The 21,971-nt window shown below is 37.1% G+C and carries 20 protein-coding genes; 10 read left to right on the forward strand and 10 right to left on the reverse strand.

What is annotated here, in order from left to right; translation table 11 throughout:
* Nucleotides 1–19: 19 nt before the first annotated feature.
* Nucleotides 20–2,452, reverse strand: a complete 2,433-nt coding sequence (locus tag FW781_RS05150; RefSeq protein ID WP_149386435.1) for an alpha-ketoacid dehydrogenase subunit alpha/beta — start codon at nucleotides 2,450–2,452, stop codon at nucleotides 20–22.
* Nucleotides 2,453–2,590: 138 nt separating this feature from the next.
* On the opposite strand from FW781_RS05150, the gene FW781_RS05155 reads away from it, so the two are divergent.
* Together FW781_RS05155 and FW781_RS05160 are read left to right on the forward strand one after the other, a co-directional pair.
* The gene (locus FW781_RS05155; RefSeq protein ID WP_149386436.1) at nucleotides 2,591–2,884 is read left to right on the forward strand and encodes a hypothetical protein; all 294 of its coding nucleotides are present in this window, start codon (nucleotides 2,591–2,593) and stop codon (nucleotides 2,882–2,884) included.
* Nucleotides 2,885–3,015: 131 nt separating this feature from the next.
* Nucleotides 3,016–3,825, forward strand: a complete 810-nt coding sequence (locus tag FW781_RS05160; RefSeq protein ID WP_149386437.1) for a hypothetical protein — start codon at nucleotides 3,016–3,018, stop codon at nucleotides 3,823–3,825.
* Between the two features lie 67 nt (nucleotides 3,826–3,892).
* Here the strand turns inward: FW781_RS05160 and FW781_RS05165 are convergent, their stop codons facing one another.
* The 5 genes from FW781_RS05165 to queA form a co-directional block, all read right to left on the reverse strand.
* Nucleotides 3,893–4,870, reverse strand: coding sequence for a polyprenyl synthetase family protein (locus FW781_RS05165; RefSeq protein WP_149386438.1), 978 nt, complete (start codon nucleotides 4,868–4,870; stop codon nucleotides 3,893–3,895).
* 71 nt (nucleotides 4,871–4,941) lie between these two features.
* Nucleotides 4,942–5,850, reverse strand: a complete 909-nt coding sequence (locus FW781_RS05170) for a hypothetical protein (RefSeq protein WP_149386439.1) — start codon at nucleotides 5,848–5,850, stop codon at nucleotides 4,942–4,944.
* 296 nt (nucleotides 5,851–6,146) lie between these two features.
* Nucleotides 6,147–7,097, reverse strand: coding sequence for a sterol desaturase family protein (locus tag FW781_RS05175; RefSeq protein ID WP_149386440.1), 951 nt, complete (start codon nucleotides 7,095–7,097; stop codon nucleotides 6,147–6,149).
* 72 nt (nucleotides 7,098–7,169) lie between these two features.
* Nucleotides 7,170–8,204, reverse strand: a complete 1,035-nt coding sequence (rlmN, locus tag FW781_RS05180) for a 23S rRNA (adenine(2503)-C(2))-methyltransferase RlmN (protein WP_149386441.1) — start codon at nucleotides 8,202–8,204, stop codon at nucleotides 7,170–7,172.
* Between the two features lie 100 nt (nucleotides 8,205–8,304).
* Nucleotides 8,305–9,354: a tRNA preQ1(34) S-adenosylmethionine ribosyltransferase-isomerase QueA gene (gene queA / locus FW781_RS05185; protein ID WP_047388096.1), complete on the reverse strand. Its 1,050-nt coding sequence runs from the start codon at nucleotides 9,352–9,354 to the stop codon at nucleotides 8,305–8,307.
* 174 nt (nucleotides 9,355–9,528) lie between these two features.
* Between queA and FW781_RS05190 the strand changes: the two genes are divergently transcribed.
* The 6 genes from FW781_RS05190 to FW781_RS05215 all read left to right on the forward strand — a co-directional run bounded on the left by FW781_RS05190 (nucleotide 9,529) and on the right by FW781_RS05215 (nucleotide 16,063).
* Nucleotides 9,529–10,233, forward strand: coding sequence for a hypothetical protein (locus FW781_RS05190; protein WP_149386442.1), 705 nt, complete (start codon nucleotides 9,529–9,531; stop codon nucleotides 10,231–10,233).
* A gap of 27 nt (nucleotides 10,234–10,260) precedes the next feature.
* Nucleotides 10,261–10,953, forward strand: coding sequence for an AIM24 family protein (locus FW781_RS05195; protein ID WP_045499102.1), 693 nt, complete (start codon nucleotides 10,261–10,263; stop codon nucleotides 10,951–10,953).
* Nucleotides 10,954–11,008: 55 nt separating this feature from the next.
* Complete coding sequence (locus tag FW781_RS05200) at nucleotides 11,009–12,544, forward strand: M61 family metallopeptidase (protein WP_149386443.1); 1,536 nt, start codon at nucleotides 11,009–11,011, stop codon at nucleotides 12,542–12,544.
* 192 nt (nucleotides 12,545–12,736) lie between these two features.
* Entirely contained in the window at nucleotides 12,737–14,134 is a 1,398-nt protein-coding gene (locus FW781_RS05205; protein WP_149386444.1) for a Gfo/Idh/MocA family protein, read from the forward strand.
* Nucleotides 14,124–15,038 (forward strand): nucleotidyltransferase family protein, encoded by a 915-nt coding sequence (locus FW781_RS05210; protein WP_149386445.1) that lies wholly within the window; start codon nucleotides 14,124–14,126, stop codon nucleotides 15,036–15,038. The genes FW781_RS05205 and FW781_RS05210 overlap by 11 nt, the downstream gene beginning before the upstream one ends.
* Entirely contained in the window at nucleotides 15,029–16,063 is a 1,035-nt protein-coding gene (locus FW781_RS05215; protein WP_149386446.1) for a phosphotransferase enzyme family protein, read from the forward strand. Before FW781_RS05210 ends, FW781_RS05215 begins: the two co-directional genes overlap by 10 nt.
* Before the next feature lie 166 nt (nucleotides 16,064–16,229).
* Here FW781_RS05215 and FW781_RS05220 read toward each other — a convergent pair whose 3' ends face one another.
* The 4 genes from FW781_RS05220 to FW781_RS05235 all read right to left on the reverse strand — a co-directional run bounded on the left by FW781_RS05220 (nucleotide 16,230) and on the right by FW781_RS05235 (nucleotide 20,152).
* Nucleotides 16,230–16,721 carry a DNA-deoxyinosine glycosylase gene (locus FW781_RS05220; protein WP_149386447.1) on the reverse strand — a complete coding sequence of 164 codons (492 nt, stop codon included), beginning with the start codon at nucleotides 16,719–16,721 and terminating at the stop codon, nucleotides 16,230–16,232.
* 319 nt (nucleotides 16,722–17,040) lie between these two features.
* Complete coding sequence (locus FW781_RS05225; protein ID WP_149386448.1) at nucleotides 17,041–19,035, reverse strand: S9 family peptidase; 1,995 nt, start codon at nucleotides 19,033–19,035, stop codon at nucleotides 17,041–17,043.
* A 231-nt stretch (nucleotides 19,036–19,266) separates the two neighbouring features.
* Nucleotides 19,267–19,611 (reverse strand): phage holin family protein, encoded by a 345-nt coding sequence (locus tag FW781_RS05230; RefSeq protein ID WP_149386449.1) that lies wholly within the window; start codon nucleotides 19,609–19,611, stop codon nucleotides 19,267–19,269.
* A 118-nt stretch (nucleotides 19,612–19,729) separates the two neighbouring features.
* Entirely contained in the window at nucleotides 19,730–20,152 is a 423-nt protein-coding gene (locus FW781_RS05235; RefSeq protein ID WP_149386450.1) for a PaaI family thioesterase, read from the reverse strand.
* 243 nt (nucleotides 20,153–20,395) lie between these two features.
* Here FW781_RS05235 and FW781_RS05240 point away from each other — a divergent pair, with 243 nt between their 5' ends.
* Together FW781_RS05240 and FW781_RS05245 are read left to right on the forward strand one after the other, a co-directional pair.
* Nucleotides 20,396–20,821 (forward strand): hypothetical protein, encoded by a 426-nt coding sequence (locus tag FW781_RS05240; protein WP_228720142.1) that lies wholly within the window; start codon nucleotides 20,396–20,398, stop codon nucleotides 20,819–20,821.
* Nucleotides 20,822–21,111: 290 nt separating this feature from the next.
* A complete protein-coding gene (locus tag FW781_RS05245; RefSeq protein ID WP_149386451.1) occupies nucleotides 21,112–21,966 on the forward strand; it encodes a helix-turn-helix domain-containing protein in 855 nt (284 codons plus the stop codon).
* The last annotated feature ends 5 nt before the right edge of the window (nucleotides 21,967–21,971 follow it).

Below are 21,971 nucleotides of genomic sequence, written 5' to 3' on the forward strand. Positions count from 1 at the left end.
AAATGTATCTAAAATCCAATTAGAATATCGCAGGATATTTCTGAGGATTTGTTTCATTAAACATTGCGTAGATCTTTTCTACCATATCATCTGTAGACGGCTTGCTGAAGTAGTCACCATCACTTGCATAGGCAGGTCTGTGATCATTTGCAGAGATCGTTAACGGATCTGAATCCAGATATCTGAATGCCTTCTGCTTTTCAAGAATCTGCTGTAAGATGAACCCTGTAGTTCCTCCTTCCACATCTTCGTCAATCACTACTAATCTGTTGGTTTTCTTAACACTTTCAGCAATTTCGTGAGATAAATCGAAAGGAATTAACGACTGAATATCAATCACTTCTGCTGAAATTCCAAGTTTTTCCAATTCGTTAGCTGCCTCCGTTACAATTCTCCATGTAGAACCGTAAGTGACCAAAGTAACATCTTTTCCTTCTTTAGTTACTTCAATCTTACCCACAGGAACAGTGAATTCTCCTAAGTTATCCGGTTGTTTCTCTTTTAATCTGTATCCGTTCAGACATTCTACAATAATCGCAGGTTCGTCAGCCTGAAGCATAGTGTTATAGAATCCGGCAGCTTTAGTAAGATTTCTAGGTACCAATACCAGAATTCCTTTTGAAAGGTTCAGAATACCTGCCATTGGAGAACCTGAATGCCAGATCCCTTCCAATCTGTGACCTCTTGTTCTGATGATCAATGGAGCTTTCTGCCCTCCTTTTGTTCTGTAGTGTACGGTAGCAAGATCATCACTCATTCCCTGTAAACAGTAAAGAACATAGTCCAGGTACTGGATTTCAGCAATAGGTCTCAAACCTCTCATAGCCATACCAATTCCCTGCCCAAGAATGGTTGCTTCACGGATTCCTGTATCAGCGATACGCAAAGCACCGTATTTTTCCTGCATTCCTTCCAATCCCTGGTTTACGTCACCGATGTTTCCGGTATCTTCACCAAAGATTAAGGTTTCAGGATATTTTTCAAAAATTTTGTCAAAATTATTTCTGATCACTACTCTTCCGTCTACATCTTCAGAACTGTCGGAATATACCGGCTTAATCTCCTGAATGTTTTCAGACTTCCACTCCGACTGAGAGTATAAGTGAGATGAATAGTTGTCTTTTTCAACAGCAGCCACTTCATTGTACTTCTGCATCAATTGATTTCTTTCTGCAGAGTTCGTACCTCTTGTTGCCAGTAAAGCTTTTCTTACCAAATGGAAAATATCCTTTTTAGCTTTTGAAACAAGTTTGTTGAATTGAGAAATATATGTCTCAACTTCAGTATTCTGCCCTTTAAGGCTTTCTACTAAAGGTAAGATAGACTGAATAAGTTCTGAAACTGCTTTCTGATAGTTTTCCCAAGCCGTTTTCTGTCCAGCTTTTGCTATTTTTTTTGCTTCTTCATCAATGGCTTCCAGCTCTTCGGTAGTAGCAATCACCTCTTCATTTCCATCAATTTCAATAGAATAGTTCAGAATCCATTCTTTGAATTTTGCCAATCCGTCAAACTCAGCTTCCCAAGCCAGACGTTCTTCATTTTTATATCTTTCGTGAGATCCGGATGTAGAGTGGCCCTGAGGCTGAGTAACATCAATTACATGAACTACTACCGGTACACTTTCTGTTCTTGCAAAATGTTCTGCCTTAGCATATGCATCCAATAATGCAGGATAATCCCAAGCTTTCACCTGAATGATTTCACATCCCTGATTCTCTCCGTCTTTTCTCTGGAAACCGCTTAGCATTTCACTGATGTCAGCTTTTGCTCTTTGATTTTTAGTAGGAACTGAAATTCCGTACCCGTCATCCCAGATAGAAACAATCATAGGAACCTGAAGTGCACATGCCGCATTCAGGGTTTCCCAGAAATGACCTTCTGCAGTAGAAGCATCTCCAATTGTCCCGAAAGCTATTTCGTTTCCTTCTCTTGAGAATTTTTCTGAACCTTCAAATTTTACACTTTTATAAATTGTAGAAGCCTGAGCTAATCCCAATAATCTTGGCATTTGTCCTGCTGTAGGAGAAATATCTGAAGAAATATTTTTCTGAGCTGTCAAATCTTTCCAGCTTCCGTCTTCATTTAAACTTCTTGTTGCAAAATGCCCGTTCATCTGTCTTCCAGCTGAAGCAGGCTCTCTTTCCACGCTTGTATCTGCATACATCTGTGCAAAGAAACTTTCCACTGTTAAGGCATCTATTGCCAATGCAAAAGTCTGATCCCTGTAATATCCTGAACGGAAGTCTCCATTTCTGAAAACTTTCGCCATTGCAAGCTGAGGAAGTTCTTTTCCATCCCCAAAAATTCCGAATTTAGCTTTTCCAGTGAGTACTTCTCTCCTTCCGAGATAAGACATTTCACGAGAGATCCTTCCTAACCTGTAATCTTCAAGTATCTGATTTTTAAAATCTTGAAAGGATATTTGCTGTGTTTCAATATAGGTTGTTTGCATAGCTAAGTAAAAAAGTTTTTTAGTCTTCAAGTATTTTGCTAATATACACTTTTTAAATTAATTTTAATTTTCAATAATCTTTTTTAAAAATTTGATAATAAAAAAAATTGTGCTTTATTTTGAAAAAAATTGTAAAAAATGGAAAAAAAATCACCTCACATTTTGAATGCATCAAGCAATCTTTTAGGATTTTCATTGATTATCATGACATCTCTAAAAATCGCTAAAATCAGTCAGAATACACATTTGGACGAATTTGCGGGACTTGCCAGCATCTTTTTTGCATGCAGCTGCTTTTTCTCATTTCTGGCTATCAGAACGACAGCTAAAAAACGGGAATATACCTTTGAGAGTATTGCGGATTATTTATTTTTAATCGCTTTATTTTGTATAGTTCTAGCAGTTATTATTGTAAGCCTAAAAATAATCTAGTTCAAAAAATATGAAATCAATTGCTATTCTCGAACCATAAGCTATAGATATTTATCGAAAAACATGAGTTTTTGCTTTTCTGGTATATTATTTGAAATTGACGTCAGTAATTATTTTAAAAACACTATAAGATGACAAAAAAATTACTGACCATAGTTAAGGTCTTTGCCTTTTCTACACTTTATTTTGCACAAGTAGGAATAAATACATCAAACCCTCAAACAACGTTTCATATTGATGGTGCCAAAGACAATTCAACATCAGGAGCTCCTTCAGCCGTACAACAAGTTAATGATTTTGCAGTGACCAATACAGCACAAGTAGGTATAGGTACCATTACGCCAACAGAAAAGCTGGATGTAGGTTCAGGAAATGTACGTGTCCGAAATATTAATTCCAATATTGGAGTTGGCGGAACAGATAGAGTAGTTGTTGCTGATGCCACTGGTGTCTTGAAAACTATTGACTTTACAGCCTACTCATTATTTCATGCACGTTTGGCTGCAGATCAGAACATTAGCAGTGCTGCTTCAATTGTGACATTAATGTTTGCCAGCCCGGTTGCTACTTCACCATTTTATTCTTACAACACTTCTTCGGGGGTTCTGACGTTTAATCAGCCAGGTAATTATCTGGTGACTTTGCAGGCAAGTTTTACAAATATTTCTGCAGGAGCGCAATTACTTTTAGGGATCAGACCTGTTCCGGACAGTAACTACCTGGGAAGGGGAAGCCATTATGCAGGAGCTACAACTCCTACCCTGACTGCTTCAACAAGGATCGGAGAACTCATGAACTACACAACTGTAATTGTTGTACCTACAGCAAATTATCAGATTCGTTTTACTGCAGCTCCCAATCAGGCATGTACTATTTTATCAACAGAGATGGGACCTACAGGAAATGGAAATGTGACGAATGTAACGGTACAGAAAATATAAAGAGGAAACCATACATAAAAATGATTCGGCGCACCACAGGTGCGCCGAATCATTTTATAAATACTTTTTAAAATTTTCTTTCAATTACATAATCCAGCATACTATGCAAGGATTTTCTTGCTTCAGAATCCGGAAACTCATTCAGGAGATCTTTTGCTTTCTGCTGGAAGTCTTTCATCACTTTAATAGCATATTCCAAACCACCGGAGCTTTTAACGAATTCAATAAGCTCTTTTACGCGTTTGGGATTATTGTTATAACGTTTTATAGTATCAAAGTAATACTTTCTATCCTTCTCATCAGCTATTTTCAGGGTATGAATTAAAGGCAGGGTCATTTTTTGTTCTTTAATATCAATTCCTACGGGTTTTCCGATTACGTTTGAACTTAAATAATCGAAAAGGTCATCTTTGATCTGAAATGCCATTCCTGTAAAAGTTCCAAAGTCCATCATCTTCTTAGCCAAAGCTTCGTCTGCATTATTGGAAAGAACTCCTATTTCACAGCAGGCAGCAATTAAAGTTGCTGTTTTCTGGCGGATAATTTCATAATAAACATCTTCAGTGATGTCCAGCTTTCTGGCTTTTTCCAACTGTAAAAGCTCTCCTTCAGACATTTCACGGATTGTTCTGGAAATTACTCCAAGTAAATCATAATCTTTATGATCTGTAGATAATAATACAGATTTTGACAAGAGATAATCGCCTACCAAAACCGCAATTTTATTTTTCCACAAAGCATTGATTGAAAAGAAATTACGACGTTTAAAACTTTCATCCACTACATCATCATGTACAAGAGTTGCTGTGTGAATCAGCTCAATCATAGACGCACCGCGGTACGTTTTTTCAGTTACTTCACCCACCAGCTTGGCACAGAGAAATACAAACATTGGACGCATCTGTTTTCCTTTGGTGGTAACAATAAAACGGGTTACTTTATCTAATAAAGCCACTTTACTCTGCATTGATTCATAAAACTTCTGTTCAAAAAGTTTCATTTCATCATTGATCGGTCGTTTAATCTCTTCTACAATATTTGCCAAAATCTGCGATGCTGGGTGAATAATTATTAATTCTCACAAAGATAATTTTTTTCGCTCAATTTTAAGACAAATTAATCTTTGAGTTGATCTTTCGGGATAAAATAAAAAGAGGGTTTTGCCGTTCCCAATGGAGATTTAAATTTTTCTCCGGAAATATAAATTCCATTTTCATCTACGCTTATTCCTTCAATCTGAGCTAATGAAAGAGCTGTTCCCAGATAATAGTGCTTTGGTTTTTCTTTGAAAAATATTCCGGGCTCCGTTTCAGTAAAGACATCTAAAAAGACTTCCGTTTTCTTGGTATACCCCACCAAATAAAGCTTTTTATTAAAATAAGAAGCATCTGTAACGACAAAACCTGTTTTATAAGTTTCTATTTTTTCTGCTTTTTGCTGTTCTGAAATTTCAGGATCTACCACATAATGCGAAGTTGCCTTTGAGGCCCATTCTTTGGTGAAAATATGAAGCTTTCCATTCAAATAGATCATGGCTTCCGCATCAAAATCATTGCTGGCATTTTTAGAGGTAAATTCGGTTTGTTCAGGATAATAAAAGAGAATTCGTGTTCCGTCTAAAGCTCTTTCTGAGCCCGGAATTTTAATGATATTAGACGAATCAAGGCGTCCGTAAGGAACTTTATAAATCATCAGATCTTTTCTTGTCCCGGTATTGTTACCAAAATCTCCGATATAAAAATTTTCACCGTCATTCGCCAAAGCCTCCCAATCTGTATTAATCAAATTGGTTTTCAGTGTTCGGATAATTTCGCCATTATTTTTATCAATTTCAAAAAGCTCAGCCGGATTTCCACTATCGTTGAAAGTGTATAATTTTCCGTTTAAAATATCAAATCCTGAAGTTTCTTCAATCTTCTCATTCAGATAATTAACTCTGTATTTTTTTATTTTCAGAAAGTCGGTCTGCTGGGAAAATGCAGATTGAATGGTAAAAAGAGCAACAATGAGAAGAAATTTTTTCATAAGACAAAAGTAAGATTTTATTGCAAGTTGAGGGATTGGAATTTTAGAGCGTTGAAGTTATAAGAACATAGATTCCTACGGAATGGACAAACTAAGCGCTTTTTTCTCCACACACCTTCTCATTCCGTAGGAATCTAAATATTTTATGAGCCCTTTGAAAATAATTTTTGATTTTGAGTTGGAAAGTTTAAGAGATTTATTATTTTGATTATTCACCTTTCTCTCATCTTAAAATAGAAAAACGAGCTAAAATAGCCCGCTTCTCCCTTAGATTTCTATTGATTTTAAAAACAAGCTTAAGCAGTTTTCTGCTTGTCCTGAGTTTGCTGTTGTTCTTTCTTTTTTGCCTGTTTTGCAAAATATTCTTTCTGGTATTGCCTTACCGTTTTTCCGGTTCCGTCATGTCTCCATCCCGGTGAATTGAAAATATAATTGATTCTGTCTGTGAATTTTAATCCGGGCTGTTTGAGATCTTTCCAGATTTTTCTCCATTCATAAAAAAGGACTGTATCTGGTCTGTTATCCGGCATTTTAGGATAGATTCCATATTTTACAGGAATATTAGGGTCTTCTTTTTGAAAAGTACCAAATATTTTATCCCAGATAATCAGACACATTCCCATGTTCTTATCCAGATATTTTACATTACATGCATGATGAACGCGGTGATGGGAAGGAGTGACAAGAATATATTCCAAAAACCCCATACTCTTTACAGTCTGTGTATGAACCCACGTTCCATATACCTGACCAATGGCGTAAGCCACCATAATATGCCAAGGATTAAATCCCAGAAATGCAAGCGGTGAAAAATATAAATATCTGTAAAGCGGCTGCAATACAGGGCTTCTGAATCCTGTTGTAAGGTTGAAGTATTCTGAACTGTGGTGTGTGATATGAACAGCCCAGAATGCTCTGGAACGATGGTCCACATAATGCAGTACATAATAGGCAAAATCTGTGATGATAAAACAGGCCAGCAGATACCATACACTAAGATCCCATGAAAAAAGTCTGTGATTGTAGAAGAAAAACATAACGCCCATGGCAAATGCTTTCATGATAAGGTCCAGACCAAAGTTCATCAATGCCAGATAAACATTGGTAGCAAGATCTTTCCCGCTATATAGCTTAGCTTCTGAAACGTGGCTGTAAATCATTTCAGCTAAAATAACAGTTGCATGCAGCGGGATAGCCCATGCATACACATTTTCCAGCCCATCCTCGCTCATAAGAAAATCCATCATCACAAAATAATTTGTGCAAAGTTAGGATTTTAACCTTTTTTTAAGGAAGTTTTGATTTTTTTTAAGGAAATTTTAATCTGTTGCTTTATTGGCCAATTGCCCGCAGGCTGCATCAATATCACCTCCACGGCTTCTTCTTACCATTACGGTAATCCCTGCATTTTCAAGCTGACGGATATAGTTTTCTTCCGCCTGTTTGTTACATTGATCATATTTTCCGTCACCAATCGGGTTGTATTGAATAAGATTTACTTTTGAAGGAACCTGTTTGCAGTATCTGATCAAAGCTTTAATATCTTCATCTCCGTCATTGATTCCTTTCCATACACAGTATTCAAAAGTAATGACAGAACCTGTTTTTTGATACCAGTACTGAAGAGATTCCATAATATCCGTCAACGGAAATTTATCCGAGAAAGGCATGATCTCGTTACGTTTTGATTCAATAGCTGAGTGAAGGGATAAAGCCAGTTTCACACGCAGCTCGTCATCAGCAAGCATTTTGATCATCTTTGGAATACCGGATGTAGAAACAGTAATTCTTCTTGGAGACATTCCCAATCCTTCCGGCTGGGTAATTTTTCTGATGGCTTCCACTACGTTCTTGTAATTCATCATCGGCTCTCCCATTCCCATAAATACAATATTGGAAAGCGGTCTCTCGAAGTACATTCTGCTCTGGCTGTCAATCAGGGCTACCTGATCTACAATTTCAGCTACTTCAAGGTTTCTCATCCTTTTCAGTTTTGCTGTAGCACAGAATTCGCAGTTTAATGAGCATCCTACCTGTGAAGATACACAGGCTGTAGTTCTTGTTTCTGTAGGAATAAGAACAGATTCCACCATCAGCCCGTCATGAAGTTTCACTCCGTTTTTGATGGTTCCGTCAGTACTTTTTTGAAGAAGATCTACGGAAACAGGATTAATGGTATATTCTTCGGAAATTTTTTCACGAAGTGATTTCGAAAGATTCGTCATTTCATCTATCGAATGGAGATTTTTACTCCATAGCCAGTCATAGACCTGTTTCGCACGAAACGGTTTTTCTCCTAAAGACTCAAAGTAATCTTTAAGCTGGTCCAGTGATAATATACGGATATCTTTCAAAATAGGGTTGATTATAGATTTTAAATTATAAATTTTAGATTAAAACCCTTTCCTAAGATTAGGATCAATCTAAAATTTATAATCTATAATTTAAAATTAATTACAAAATAAGCATTGCGTCACCGTAAGAATAGAATTTATACTTTTCTCTTACAGCTTCTTCATAAGCCTGCATTACGAAATCTTTTCCTGCAAAGGCAGCAATCATCATAAGCAGTGTAGACTTCGGTGTATGGAAGTTTGTGATCATTGAAGTAGCGACTCCGAAATCGTGAGGCGGATAAATGAATTTATTTGTCCATCCGTTGAAAGCAGAGATCTTTTTGTTTGAAGAAACAGAAGTTTCCAATGCTCTCATCGTTGTAGTACCTACCGCACAAACTCTTCTGTGAGATTCTACTGCTCTATTGATAAGGTCAGCATTTTTTTCATCGATGATGATCTCTTCAGATTCCATTTTGTGCTTAGAAAGATCTTCTACCTCAATCGGGTTGAATGTTCCCAATCCTACGTGAAGTGTTACTTCAGCAAAATTGATTCCTTTGATCTCCAATCTCTTCATCAAATGCTTAGAGAAGTGAAGACCTGCTGTAGGTGCAGCAACAGCTCCTTCTATTTTAGCATAGATAGTCTGGTATCTTTCTGCATCTTCCGGCTCTACTGCTCTTTTGATATACTTTGGAAGTGGAGTTTCTCCCAATTCTTTTAATTTCGTTCTGAATTCGTCGTAAGAACCGTCGAATAAGAATCTTAATGTTCTTCCTCTTGAAGTGGTGTTATCAATAACTTCCGCTACCAAAGATTCATCTTCAGTGAAGAATAATTTGTTACCAATTCTGATTTTTCTTGCCGGATCTACCAGAACATCCCAAACTCTGGTTTCTTTATCAAGCTCTCTTAATAAGAAAACTTCAATTTTAGCACCTGTTTTTTCTTTATTTCCGTAAAGACGAGCAGGGAAAACTTTAGTATTGTTGAAGATAAACAAATCATCCTCATCAAAATAATCCACTACATCCTTGAATAATTTATGCTCAATAGTTTGTGTTTTTCTATCAAGTACCATTAATCTAGCTTCGTCTCTGTGCTCTGATGGGTGTTCTGCTAATAATTCCGCAGGAAGATCAAAATTAAAATCTGATGTTTTCATTTTTTAAATTACGGTTTAAAAATTATTGAAATTACAAGGTGTAATTTTCGGAGTGCAAATATACGACATTGAACACCCCTTTGTCAAGTATTATTTACAACGAAATATAAAACCGTGATTTTACGGGGATTTTTAAGCTTAAAAAGTTCTACTTTTGGGAAAATTAAATTCAGCATGGAGCCAGTAAGCAAAATCTACTTCCTTAATAATCCGTATCCTGGCGGACATAAGATCGTCACCTTCAACTGGAGCGGGCGAATTGATGAATATGGGTTTATCTGGTTTGATTTTCATTTAAAAACTGAAGATTATTACGCCAATGATGATCATGACAATGATGAGGAAGACGAAGATTTATCGGACTGGGACTCTAAAGGCGTATGGGAAAACTACCATACCTGTACTCTATCGTCAACGTATTGGGGTGAAAAAAGAGGAATCAGAATTAATAATCCTGATGAAAAACTGGACTTTGATGCTGTTGTTAAAAATAATCTTTCCAGCAACGATCTTCCATCTGAACAACATTCTGATGGTGATGATCTGGCCTTCAATATTTATCTGCTTGGCCATGACAGCTGTGCAGGTCATGAAATTCGGTTTTTAAAGACAGGCAACAATCAATATGATATTACATGGACCGGCAAAATTGCATTAACCTACGCAGGTGATGATGAGTTTTCCCATGAGTTCAAAGCAGAGATTTTCAATGCTGAATTTGAAGGATTCCACTATCCTAAAACCTGGTCGGTAGAAAAAGCGGCTGAGGTATTCAAGGCCAAACTTGCCAATTTTGAATACTATGAATTTGTAGATCTGAATCCTAAAAGCAATAAGAGAGAATACAAATTAAACAAAATCAAATCGATAACCACATAAAAACAACCAATCAAAAAAATTATCATTATGAGTAAATATTCAATTGAAGCATTTATCAACGAAACAAAAGAGAATCCGCAGCAAAGAGATTATTTTGAGCTGGAAACCAAGCATCTTCTGGAAATCAATCTTAATAATCAGGCGGTATGGACTAAAAAAGGAAGCATGGTAAGCTATGTGGGCAATATCAATTTTGAAAGACAGGGAATGTTGGCCGGAGGAATTGGGAATCTTCTTAAAAAAGCAATCAGCGGTGAAGGCAGCAAGCTTATGAAAGCAGAAGGTACGGGAAAATTGTATGTAGCAGATTCCGGAAAAAAAGTACGTATTCTTTATCTGAATAATGAATCAGTATGTGTGAACGGAAATGATGTTCTTGCTCATGAACAAAGCGTAAACAGTGATATTACCATGCTTAAGAGTATTGCAGGAATGATGTCCGGCGGACTTTTCCAGGTGAAACTTTCAGGAACGGGGCATATTGCCATTACAACTCACGGAGATCCGTTAACCTTACTGGTAACTCCTGATACACCTGTATTCACAGATCCTAATGCTACCGTTGCATGGTCCGGAAACCTGAGCCCGGAACTGAAAACCAATGTTTCTTTCAAAAGCCTTATCGGAAGAGGTAGCGGTGAAGAATTTCAGATGAAGTTCTCAGGCCACGGATGGGTATTGATCCAACCTTACGAAGAAGTTTATTATATGGAAAAATAAAGCAGACAAACCTTAGAGGTAATTTTGTATTTTCGTAGTACTTAAAGCAATAGCAATGAATACTATTATAAAGCTATTTTTTCTGATCGTTATAATTCCTGAAATAATTATAGCCCAAAAAACAAAGAATAATTACAAATACAATATAGACCTTCTTCATATGTCCAATGATGAAGTCCGGGTATCTTTTTCGCCACCAAAGAATAATCTTAAACAAGGCAGGTTTATTATTCCCAAACTGGTACCCGGATTTTATCAGGCCATGAATTTCGGACAATATGTTTCTCATTTCACAGCCACCGATAAAAACGGAAAAAAAATTCTGACCGAACGTCTGGATAAAAACAGCTGGCTGATACATGATTTGAATCGTGTAAAGAAAATATCCTATCAGGTAGCTGATGGATGGGACTCTTTGGAGAAAGAATCCAATGAGGCGAGATCTGCCGGAAGTATGTTTATAAAAGACAGTGTTTCTGTCATCAATTATAATTCTTTAGTGGGATATTTTGAAGAAATGAAAGATATTCCTTACCAGATCACCATTACAAAAAACAAGAATTTTTATGCTTCCTCTGCTTTAAACTATCAACAGAAAAATAAAAACACAGATATAGTCTGGGCAAAGGATTACCGGGAGTTGGTAGATTCTCCAGTTCTGTACTCCGTTCCTGATACCACGTGGCTCAAAATAGGCCATACCAAAGTGCTTGTCTCATTCTATAATAAAAAGGAAAGACATTACTCCAAAACGATTGCCCACGAAATAGAAAACATTCTGAAAAATCAGCAGGCTTATCTTGGCGGAACATTACCGGTCAACAAATATGCTTTTCTGATCTACTATGAGTCTTCCAATGAAAACGGATATCTGGGTGACGGCTTGGAACATTCTCACTCTACAGTCTGCCTGTACCGTTCCGGAAATATGAAATTTATTCCGCATGCTTTAAACAGGGTGGCTTCTCATGAGTTTTTCCATGTGGTTACACCGCTTAACATTCATTCAGGGGAAATTCAGCATTATGATTTCCTGAATCCCGTCATGTCCGAGCATTTATGGCTATATGAAGGAATGACAGAATATGCTACCATACACATGCCTATCAAACAAAAAATGATCAGTCTGGAAGATTTTGAAAAAAGTCTGGAAGAAAAGATCAAAGGAATGAAAGAGTTTGATAACACCCTATCTTTTACGGAAATGAGTAAAAAATCCATGGAAAGGCAGGATCAGTATATGAACTTTTATATGAAGGGGGCATTGCTCGGAGTATGCTTAGACATAAGACTAAGAGAACTTTCTAATGGAAAAATAGGAACTCAGGATCTGATGCAGATGCTTATGAAAAAATATGGAGCAGGTAAATATTTTAATGATAATGAACTTTTTGATGAAATTACAAAAATGACCTATCCTGAAATCCGTACATTTTTCAGAGATTATATAGAAGACACCCAGCCTATTCCTTTGAAAGAGTATCTGGAAAAAGCAGGTTTCAACTATGATGAAGCAACCGGAAAAGTAACGACCCTTCCGAACCCTGATGCAAAACAACTGGCTCTAAGAAAAGCATGGATTAATCAATAATTTTTTAAGCGAAATAACAAGAAAGTAAAAATGGCTAAAGAGTAAAAGGTTAATCAGCTGTATTTCCACACTCTAATTCCCTCAAACCCTCGCATCCAAACCCAACACTCACAAACTCTCCTACCCTCCAACTTAATATCTCTCACGCCATCGGGATTTACAAAAGTTTTAATATATTTAGGAAAAAAATAGATGGACAATAGCAATTCCCGCAGGAACTTTCTTAAGACAGCAGCTTTAGCAAGCTTTGGCGCACTGGTTTTACCCAATTCTTTATTTGCCTATTCCAGTGATTTTAAAACAGATAAAAAAGTCCGTGTCGGTTTTATCGGTGTTGGTCTTCGTGGTCAGGAACATGTAAAATTACTGGCAAAACGTAATGATGTAGAGATTGTAGCGTTTGCAGATCCTGAGAAAAGAATGCTTGCTGCTTCTCAAAAAATCTTAAAAGACAACAATAAACCGGCTGCCCAGGAGTTTTCCAACGGGGAATATGACTATCGAAATCTTTTAAAACTAAAATCAATAGACGCTGTTGTGATTGCTACTCCATGGGAATGGCACCTTACACAGGGCGTAGAAGCTATGCGCGCTAAAAAGATTGTGGGCATGGAAGTTTCGGGAGCCATAAAGCTTCAGGACTGCTGGGAATTTGTAAAAGTATATGAGGAAACAAAAGTGCCCATCTTCATGATGGAGAATGTATGCTACCGAAGAGATATTATGGCCATTCTCAATATGGTCCGCAAAGGTATGTTTGGAGAACTGGTGCACGGAAGAGGCGGTTATCAGCATGACCTGAGAGGTGTACTTTTCAATGACGGGGTTAATCCGTACAATTCCGGTGCAGAGTTCGGCGAAAAAGGATTCAGTGAGGCAAAATGGAGGACTGAACATTATGTAAAACGCAACGGAGAGCTTTATCCTACGCATGGATTAGGCCCGGTTGCCATGATGATGGATATCAACAGAGGAAACCGTTTAACGAGATTATCTTCATTTTCATCAAAATCTGCAGGACTCCATAAATATATTGTAGAACACCCTAAAGGAGGAGAAAACCATCCAAGTGCCAAAGTGAAATTCAATCAGGGAGATATTGTAACCACTCAGATTGCCTGTGCCAATGGAGAAACCATTCTACTTACCCATGATACAAGTTTGCAGAGGCCTTATGACCTGGGCTTCCGTGTACAGGGAACTGAAGGGCTGTGGCAGGATTTCGGATGGGGAGATTTCAACCAGGGGCATATTTATTTTGAAAAAACCATGAACCATACCCACCGTTGGGACAATACTGAAAAATGGATGAAAGAGCATGATCATCCGATGTGGAAGAAGTTTGAAAGTACTGCTGCAGGAGCCGGACACGGCGGAATGGATTTCTTTGTAATGAATACTTTTATAGAATGTATTAAACGAAATATAGAATTCCCTATGGATGTTTATGATCTTGCGTTGTGGTATTCGATTACGCCATTGAGTGAAGAATCTATAGCCAAAGGCGGTCAGGTGGTAGATATTCCTGATTTTACCAATGGAAAATGGAAAACGCGTAAACCTGTATTTGGAATGACCGATGAGTTCTAAAAAAACACTCCTCATATTAGCAGGCGGATTAGGCAGCAGATATAAAGGGCTGAAACAGATAGACGGAATACTCGATAACGGTTCACCGATTCTGGAGTACTCTATCTTTGATGCGCTGGAAGCCGGTTTCCAGAAAGTGGTCATTGTTGTCAACAGATTGATTCCACAAAGTTATATTGAAAGACTCAACAGGATCTCAGAAACTAAAAATTTTGAGCTGCATTGGGTGTATCAGGAAATGGACAGTATTCCTACTTCACTGCAGGGTTTTGATTATCCTGATCGTGAAAAACCATGGGGAACCGCCCATGCTGTTCTTTGTGCCAAATATTCAATGCAGGAGCCTTTTGTGATGATCAATGCAGATGATTTTTACGGAAAAGAAGCCTATCAACTGGCTGCACATGAAATCAACCATCATCATATTTCAGATTTACAATTGGGAATGATTGCTTATCCGGTAGGGACAACATTAAGCGGTAATGGAGCTGTAGCCAGAGGAATATGTACGCTGGACCCGGAAAATTATCTGATCAGGGTTGAAGAGCAGACTTCCATTCAAAAAATAAATAACTCAATCGTTTATATTAAAAACGGAGAAAATATAAAATTAGATCCTGACACATTGGTATCTATGAACTTTTTTATTTTCCACCCTCACATTTTCTGTTATCTGGAAGCCTATTTTTATGACTTCATCGAATCTGATCCACAGCCCGCCCAGGAGTTTTATATTCCTTCTGCTGTACAGAGAATGATAGATGAAAACAGAGTACAGGTAAAGGTAAAAGCTTCTCCGTCCCAATGGATGGGTGTCACTTATGCCGACGATAAAGAAGAGATTAAAAGTTTCCTGATTTCAGAAATTAAAAACAACAGATACCCGGAAAATTTATGGAGTTAAACGATATTGTCATTCAATTTATTGGTACGGATAATTATGATCTCACTCCTATAACTGACGGACTGATCAATACAACCTATCTTTTGGAAAATAAGGATCAGAGGAAGAAGTTTATTCTGCAGAAAATTAACAATCATGTTTTCAGACAGCCGGAAGTGATAGTCAACAATCATTTAATGATTAATGAAATTCTAAAGTCAAATGACTATCAGTTTCAAATCATAGAGCCAATCCCTTCCCTTACCAATAAACTTTTGGTAGAAGATTCAAATAATGATCCGTGGCGCATGCTGAGTTTCGTAGAAAACAGTATGACCTTTCTTACCGCTCCATCTTTACAGGTGGCTTTTGAAGCAGCCAAAACCTTCAGTTATTTCCTTACCACTATTAATACCGAAAAACTGCCTGCCATAGAAGATTCTCTTCCTAATTTTCTTAATTTTGAGAAAAGGGTTGCAGATTATAAGAATGCACTCAAAGAGGCGGCCCCTCAATTAAAAGAAAATGCAAAAGCTGAAATAGAAATCACCAATCAGCTGCTGTCATTGCCGGAGCACTGGATCGAAATGGAGAAAAACAATCAGATTCCCAAAAGAATCATCCATGCCGATGTGAAAATCAGCAATATCCTCTTTGACCAAAATCATCATCCCTTAGCTGTCATTGATCTGGATACGATGATGATTTCTACTATTTTATATGATTTTGGAACGATGATCCAGTCCTATACCAACACAACCCATGAAGATGATGGAAATGCCAGAAACAATTTCAATCCTGAAATGTATAAGGTTGTAAAAGAAGGATTTTTATTTTATCTAAAGGAAAAACTGACTTATGAAGAATCTGAGAATCTTGATTATGCTGCACAAGTCGCTATTTATATCCAGGAGCTTCGTTTTTTAACAGATTATCTCAATGGAAGTGTTTATTATTCTACGAAATATCCTGAGCATAATTTAGACCGGACCAAAAACCAACTGGAACTGCTGAAAGGACTGAGAGAATATTTGAGAAGTGAATGATGTTAAAAAACTCTTTAATTTCTATCAAGATTAAATACAAAATTTAGATTCCTATGGAATGACAAAGTGTGCGGATAGATAAAGTACTCTATTTCTCATTCCGCAGGAATCTATGCTTTTACAATTCAAACTCTCAAACTTATTACCCGAATCCCGCAACCTTCTCTCAATCTAAAAACTCCAGTATACTCTTCCATTCTTCCAGCTTCTTCTCAAAGGAAACAGTATGAAGAGGGCTTGTAGAGGGCAGTAGAAAAACGGGCAGTTTATAATTTTTCCCCAACAGTTTTTGTAAATTTTTATAGGATTTCCCTCCATTGCAGAAAATAGCTTTCACGTTTGGATGTTCTTCCAGCAGTTCTGCAATCTGGTTAGCCTCTTCATTTCTGATTTCGGAATCCAGGCTTCCTTTTCTTTCGCAGGAATCAATGACGTCCCAAAGAGCAATATGATGTTTCTTAAGAGTTTGGATTCTTTGTATATAATCTTCAGTAAACTCTTCGTTTAGCAGCTCAAAGATAATTTTCCAGAATTTATTTTGCGGATGGGCATAATATTGCTGTTTTTCCAGTGACTTCACACCGGGAATTGAGCCTAAAATGATAATTTGAGACTGAGCATCAATAAGGGGTTGAAATGAGGAAATACGGTTTTGCATATTCAAATATAGAGATTTATTCCGCGTAGATGATGCTGATTAAACTATTTCCTATCTACCCTCTTTCGGTTAAGGAAATTAAAATTCAGGATATTGGAAGCTGGAAGAGGAAGGCTGTAAGTTACTATTAGCCATAAATTTACAAAATGAAAATAGGGAATAATTGTCGTTTACAACCTCAATAACTTTTCGCTTCAAGCTTCAAGCTCTCCCCTTATCTTAAACTCCGGTTATTTAGATTTTGCCTAAAGCTATTGGATTGTTTATCATAAAAAAAGCGGGCTAAAGCCCGCTCCTATTGATATTTATTTTGTTTCTCTTATAAAGTTTCTTTTAACCAATCAAAGAATTCTCTCTGCCATACCAATCCGTTTTGCGGATGAAGTACCCAGTGGTTTTCGTTAGGGAAGTAAACCAATTTAGATTTTAATCCTCTTAATTTTGCAGCCTGGAAAGCTTCCTGCCCCTGCTCGTAAGGAACACGGAAATCAATTCCTCCCTGAACGATCATGATAGGCTTATTCCATTTTTCCACAAAATTGCTTGGGTTAAATTCTGTATATGCTTTTGGAAGTGGTTTCTCCCATGGAGAACCAAGATCCCAGTTTGCAAACCAAAGCTCTTCCGTAGTCAGATACCATGATTTCATATCAAATAATCCATCATGAGCGATGAACGTTTTAAATCTGTTCTCATGAATTCCTGCCAGCATAAATACACTATATCCTCCGTAGCTTGCTCCTACTGCTGCTACTCTTTCACCGTCTACGTATGGTAAAGTTTTCGCAAAATCTGTTGCTGCCAGATAGTCTCTCATAGGCTGCCCGCCCCAGTCTTTTGAAATATCTTCATTCCATTTTGTTCCCCAGCCCGGCATACCTCTTCTGTTGGGTGCTACTACGATATAATCGTTGGCTGTCATCAGAGCAAAGTTCCATCTTACGCTGAAATATTGTGTCAGTGCAGATTGTGGTCCTCCCTGGCAGTACACCAATGTCGGATATTTTTTATTTGGATCAAAGTTCGGTGGATAGTGAAACCATACGCCCATTTCCTTGCCGTCTGAAGTTTTCACCATCTTAAGTTCAGATTTCCCCTGAGCCAGCTTAGCATATGTTTCTTTGTTGGGTTCAGTCACCTGCTTCATTTCTCCGTTTTTAACGTTTACAGAGAATATTTCTGTTGCATGGTTTACATCTGTTCTCCCTACTAAAAGTGAAGTTTTATTGTCTGTAAAGATTTCGTTGACGTCAAAATCTCCTTTCGTAATCTGCTGTACTTTTGCTGATTTTGAATCCAGGGCAAAAAGCTGCTTTGTTCCTCTGAATGCTGCAGTAAAATAGATTGTTTTTGAATCTGCTCCCCAAAGCACATCTCCTGAAACACTTTCGTCCCAACCTGCAGTCAGATTAGTTGTTTTTCCAGACTTCCAATCCATGATTTTCACATCATTTTTATCTGCTTCATATCCATCTCTGGCCATGCTCTGCCAGATCAGAGATTTTCCGTCCGGACTGAATTTAGGGTTTACATCATATCCTTTATTGGATTCTGTAAGATTTTTGGTTGTACCAGATGCTAAATCGTAAGCAAAGATATCTGTATTGGTACTTGTAGAATACTCTTTTCCACTTTTAGGTTTTGTAACATATAAAAGCTGTGCAGAATCTGCGCTCCAGATAAAATCTTCGGCACCCCCAAAAGGTCTTTGAGGGGAATCCCACATTTTTCCTTCCAGCAGGTCTTTAGCTGATTCTGCTTTATCAGAAGTATTCACTACAAATACATGGTTGTATTTTCCTTCATTGAAATAATCCCAGTGTCTGTGGTTTAGGTCTGTATACACCTGAGCCGTAGTTTTAGGAGTATCGCTGAATTTATCTTTACCCATTACTTTCTCTACCAGCACCTGCTTGCTGAAAGCAATTTTCTTTCCGTCCGGAGAAATGACAACATTGTCAGCTTCACCAATGGTATAAAATTCTGTCCAGGTTTTTCCTGCATCTTTAGAAAGATAGATTTTATCACCTTCCTGAGCATAGATCCCGTTTTTGTCCCACTGAATAAGGGCTTTCTTACCGAAATCAATTTTGGAAGACTGATTATTAAGAACATTCAGAAAATAGTTCTCGTTTTTTGTTTTCTCTGTTTTCAGATCAACCTGTCCTACTTTATAGATAAGGGAACCCTGATCCGGTGACACAGCCTGTACTCCAACTTTTTTCAAAGTCCAAAGAATCTCAGGCGTCATTACTTGTTGTGCATTCATTAAAAGCGGAGCTGCCAAGGCAAGCAGACTGTACTTAAGTTTCATATGTTGATATTCATTTTTTAACGGATGTACATAATCCTGCTGATTTTATACATCCTTTTATTAAATTCAAAGATTGCCAAAGTTAATATTTAAAATAAAAACGGACGAAAGAATTAACATTAAAATTCCTTCGGGCCTCTGAAAACGAAAAAAATGACTTAACAGCTGCTATTTTAAATGAAAACAGGCTGTCTTTACGGACAGCCTGTTTATGATCATTTTTATTTATAATTAATCTCCATCCGAGAACATTGAATTCGCCAGAGAAGTCACGATTGATAATAATATACTGAAGATAAATGCCCACCAGAAACCATCTACCACCATACTGTCTATAAAATAGTCCGCAATCAGGATAATTCCGGCATTAATGACCAAAGCAAAGAATCCTAAGGTAAGAATCGTTAACGGCAGACCAAACAGGCTTAAAACAGGCTTTACAAATATGTTGAGAACCCCAAGCACAATCGCAAAGATAATGGCTGAGGAAAATCCTTCAAAATGTACTCCCGGCAAGATTTTGGTCAAAAGATAAGCAACAATCGCTGTTACAAATAATCGGATAATTAAGTTCATTGTGATATTTTTTAATGTTTATGGGGGATATGGAGCAAAAGCCATTCCATTTCAACATAAAGAATTCCGTGAAACCCTTTATTTAAGGAATATTTTGTCTGTTATTTCCCCTAATCTTCTATTTTATTTTCATCATAGTGACTAATGAAGTGGCCACATGGCTTTCTGAATCTGATCCCTCAGTCTGAACATAGATTTCCGTTCTCACCACAATGATTTTCCCTCCGCCTTTAATGACATAGGATTTTGAAACCAATGCATCACCCATCGCAGGACGAAGGTAATTCACTTTCAATTCAACGGTTACCACATAGCAGTCTTCTGCGTAATGACTCACTGCGGCGTATCCTGAAGAAACATCTACGAGAGAAGCAATCATAGCGCCGTTGAACATTCCCGCTTTTCTGGTCATCATTTCCATTTTAGGAATCTTTATGGATATAAAATCGGTTTCTGCTTCCAGCAGTTCTGCTTTATAGAACTGTAACGTTTCCGAACGGTTGAAGCTGTCTGTGATGAGTTTTCTTTTCTCTGGTGTCATTACTTTTTGAATTTGCATGTAAAGGTAGAAATTGATTTAAAGATTAAAGAATTTAAAGATTAAAAATTTCCAGTGGCAGCAAGCTTTGAGGAAACTGATATAAACTTATACTGCTGTTTGATCTCTATATGAATATTTAAACCTTATAGGTATTGGAAACCCGTAAGGTTTCATGGTGTGTGGTTTTGTTCTGCAATAATCAAAATTTTTCAGTTCAAAAGGCTAGCTTTGTAGGAAAGCTTTATGATGGGTTTAAAAAGTTTTTTTCAATTTTTAGGTTTACTTGCAGGCTTCAGTTTACAGGCACAGACCCTGCATTTGTATGGCGGTGCAGATCAGGACCAATATTTGGGATGTTTAACTTGTGATAATTTCGATAAGAATTCGATATGGAATAAGTTCAGTGATTATGGAAATGTATTCAGTTCAAAATCTATATGGAATACATATGGAAATTATGGAAGTACTTACAGCACCTATTCACCGTGGAATAGTTATGGAGCTTATCCTCCGGCAATTGTTGATCAGGATGGAAGTTTCTTTGGGTTTCTTACTGTGAATCCTTATAAGTCTGAAAGATCGGAACTGGAACTGGCTGTGATCTTATGCAAGCATCATGACGAGATTAAAAATGATGTTGATGGCTGGTATGATAAATTGTTTCGGTAACTTATGAATTCTTACCTCTTCTCTTGGAATATTCGTATAAATAAGATTGTGAAAATATAAGGCTGGATTTCTACGGAATGACAAATTGTATGGATAAGCTAAGTGGTATATTTTGAAACTTCTATACGAATAACAAAGCAGTAAATAGACAAAAAATGCAAAGGCGCAAGTATTTTTACAAACTGTGTATTTTGATTTCATCTTCGATAAAATGGGAATATTACTTTGTATTTTACAGAAAAAATTAATTAACTTTCACTTGATTCACTTTAAAACGAAACACATCCATTATGCTGAATGATTACAAAAAATACGAATTATTCGGAAAGACTCTGATACAGAAAATTGATATGACAGGGCCATTCAGATATGATTTTCCGGTTTCGGAGCAAGCCTGTTTTCTGTATGTGATGAAAGGAGCGTTTCAATACAAAACAGATGAGCAGGAATTTGATGTTTCCACCAACTATTCCCTGTTTCTGAACTGTATCAGCTCGGGAAAGCATATTCAAAATTCAAATTCAGAGGATAATTGTCAGATCGTGATCGTTACTTTCTATCCTGATATTTTGAAAAGAGTTTACGACAGAGAATTACCTTCTTTACTGCAGAGGCCTGCAAACATAGTTTCAAATCAATCCAGTGAGAAAATAAATAATGATTTTCTGATTCAAAAATATGTAGAAGGATTACTTTTCTACTTTGAAAACCCATTGCTTATTAATGAAGATATATTAATTCTTAAGCTAAAAGAGATCATGTTATTGCTGGCTCAATCACAGAATGCAAATACCATTCAACTGATTTTGTCACAACTTTTCTCTCCAACAGCTTACTCTTTTAAGCAAATCATTGAAGCAAATTTATTTTCGCAGCTCACCATTGAACAGCTTGCAGAACAAAGTAATCTGAGCTTATCATCCTTCAAAAGAGAATTCGCAAAACTCTATAATGATACTCCCGCCAACTATATAAGAAATAAAAAGCTGGAAAAGGCCGCCGAATTACTTTTAATATCTGATGAACGCATTACGGATATCGCATTTGACTGTGGATTTAATGATCTGGCAACTTTTACAAAAAACTTCAGTGACAAATATCTTGTCAGCCCCTCCAGCTACCGTCAGCAACAGAAGAAAAAATAACCGAA

Source organism: Chryseobacterium panacisoli, assembly GCF_008274625.1.
GTDB classification, from domain to species: Bacteria; Bacteroidota; Bacteroidia; order Flavobacteriales; family Weeksellaceae; genus Chryseobacterium; species Chryseobacterium panacisoli.

Bases quoted from the DNA above. Each gene is read 5' to 3' on its own strand.
- FW781_RS05150 (WP_149386435.1), bottom strand. From the start codon at position 2,452: ATGCAAACAACCTATATTGAAACACAGCAAATATCCTTTCAAGATTTT.
- FW781_RS05155 (WP_149386436.1), top strand. From the start codon at position 2,591: ATGGAAAAAAAATCACCTCACATTTTGAATGCATCAAGCAATCTTTTA.
- FW781_RS05160 (WP_149386437.1), top strand. From the start codon at position 3,016: ATGACAAAAAAATTACTGACCATAGTTAAGGTCTTTGCCTTTTCTACA.
- FW781_RS05170 (WP_149386439.1), bottom strand. From the start codon at position 5,850: ATGAAAAAATTTCTTCTCATTGTTGCTCTTTTTACCATTCAATCTGCA.
- FW781_RS05175 (WP_149386440.1), bottom strand. From the start codon at position 7,097: ATGATGGATTTTCTTATGAGCGAGGATGGGCTGGAAAATGTGTATGCA.
- queA (WP_047388096.1), bottom strand. From the start codon at position 9,354: ATGAAAACATCAGATTTTAATTTTGATCTTCCTGCGGAATTATTAGCA.
- FW781_RS05190 (WP_149386442.1), top strand. From the start codon at position 9,529: ATGGAGCCAGTAAGCAAAATCTACTTCCTTAATAATCCGTATCCTGGC.
- FW781_RS05195 (WP_045499102.1), top strand. From the start codon at position 10,261: ATGAGTAAATATTCAATTGAAGCATTTATCAACGAAACAAAAGAGAAT.
- FW781_RS05200 (WP_149386443.1), top strand. From the start codon at position 11,009: ATGAATACTATTATAAAGCTATTTTTTCTGATCGTTATAATTCCTGAA.
- FW781_RS05205 (WP_149386444.1), top strand. From the start codon at position 12,737: ATGGACAATAGCAATTCCCGCAGGAACTTTCTTAAGACAGCAGCTTTA.
- FW781_RS05210 (WP_149386445.1), top strand. From the start codon at position 14,124: ATGAGTTCTAAAAAAACACTCCTCATATTAGCAGGCGGATTAGGCAGC.
- FW781_RS05215 (WP_149386446.1), top strand. From the start codon at position 15,029: ATGGAGTTAAACGATATTGTCATTCAATTTATTGGTACGGATAATTAT.
- FW781_RS05220 (WP_149386447.1), bottom strand. From the start codon at position 16,721: ATGCAAAACCGTATTTCCTCATTTCAACCCCTTATTGATGCTCAGTCT.
- FW781_RS05225 (WP_149386448.1), bottom strand. From the start codon at position 19,035: ATGAAACTTAAGTACAGTCTGCTTGCCTTGGCAGCTCCGCTTTTAATG.
- FW781_RS05230 (WP_149386449.1), bottom strand. From the start codon at position 19,611: ATGAACTTAATTATCCGATTATTTGTAACAGCGATTGTTGCTTATCTT.
- FW781_RS05235 (WP_149386450.1), bottom strand. From the start codon at position 20,152: ATGACACCAGAGAAAAGAAAACTCATCACAGACAGCTTCAACCGTTCG.
- FW781_RS05240 (WP_228720142.1), top strand. From the start codon at position 20,396: ATGATGGGTTTAAAAAGTTTTTTTCAATTTTTAGGTTTACTTGCAGGC.
- FW781_RS05245 (WP_149386451.1), top strand. From the start codon at position 21,112: ATGCTGAATGATTACAAAAAATACGAATTATTCGGAAAGACTCTGATA.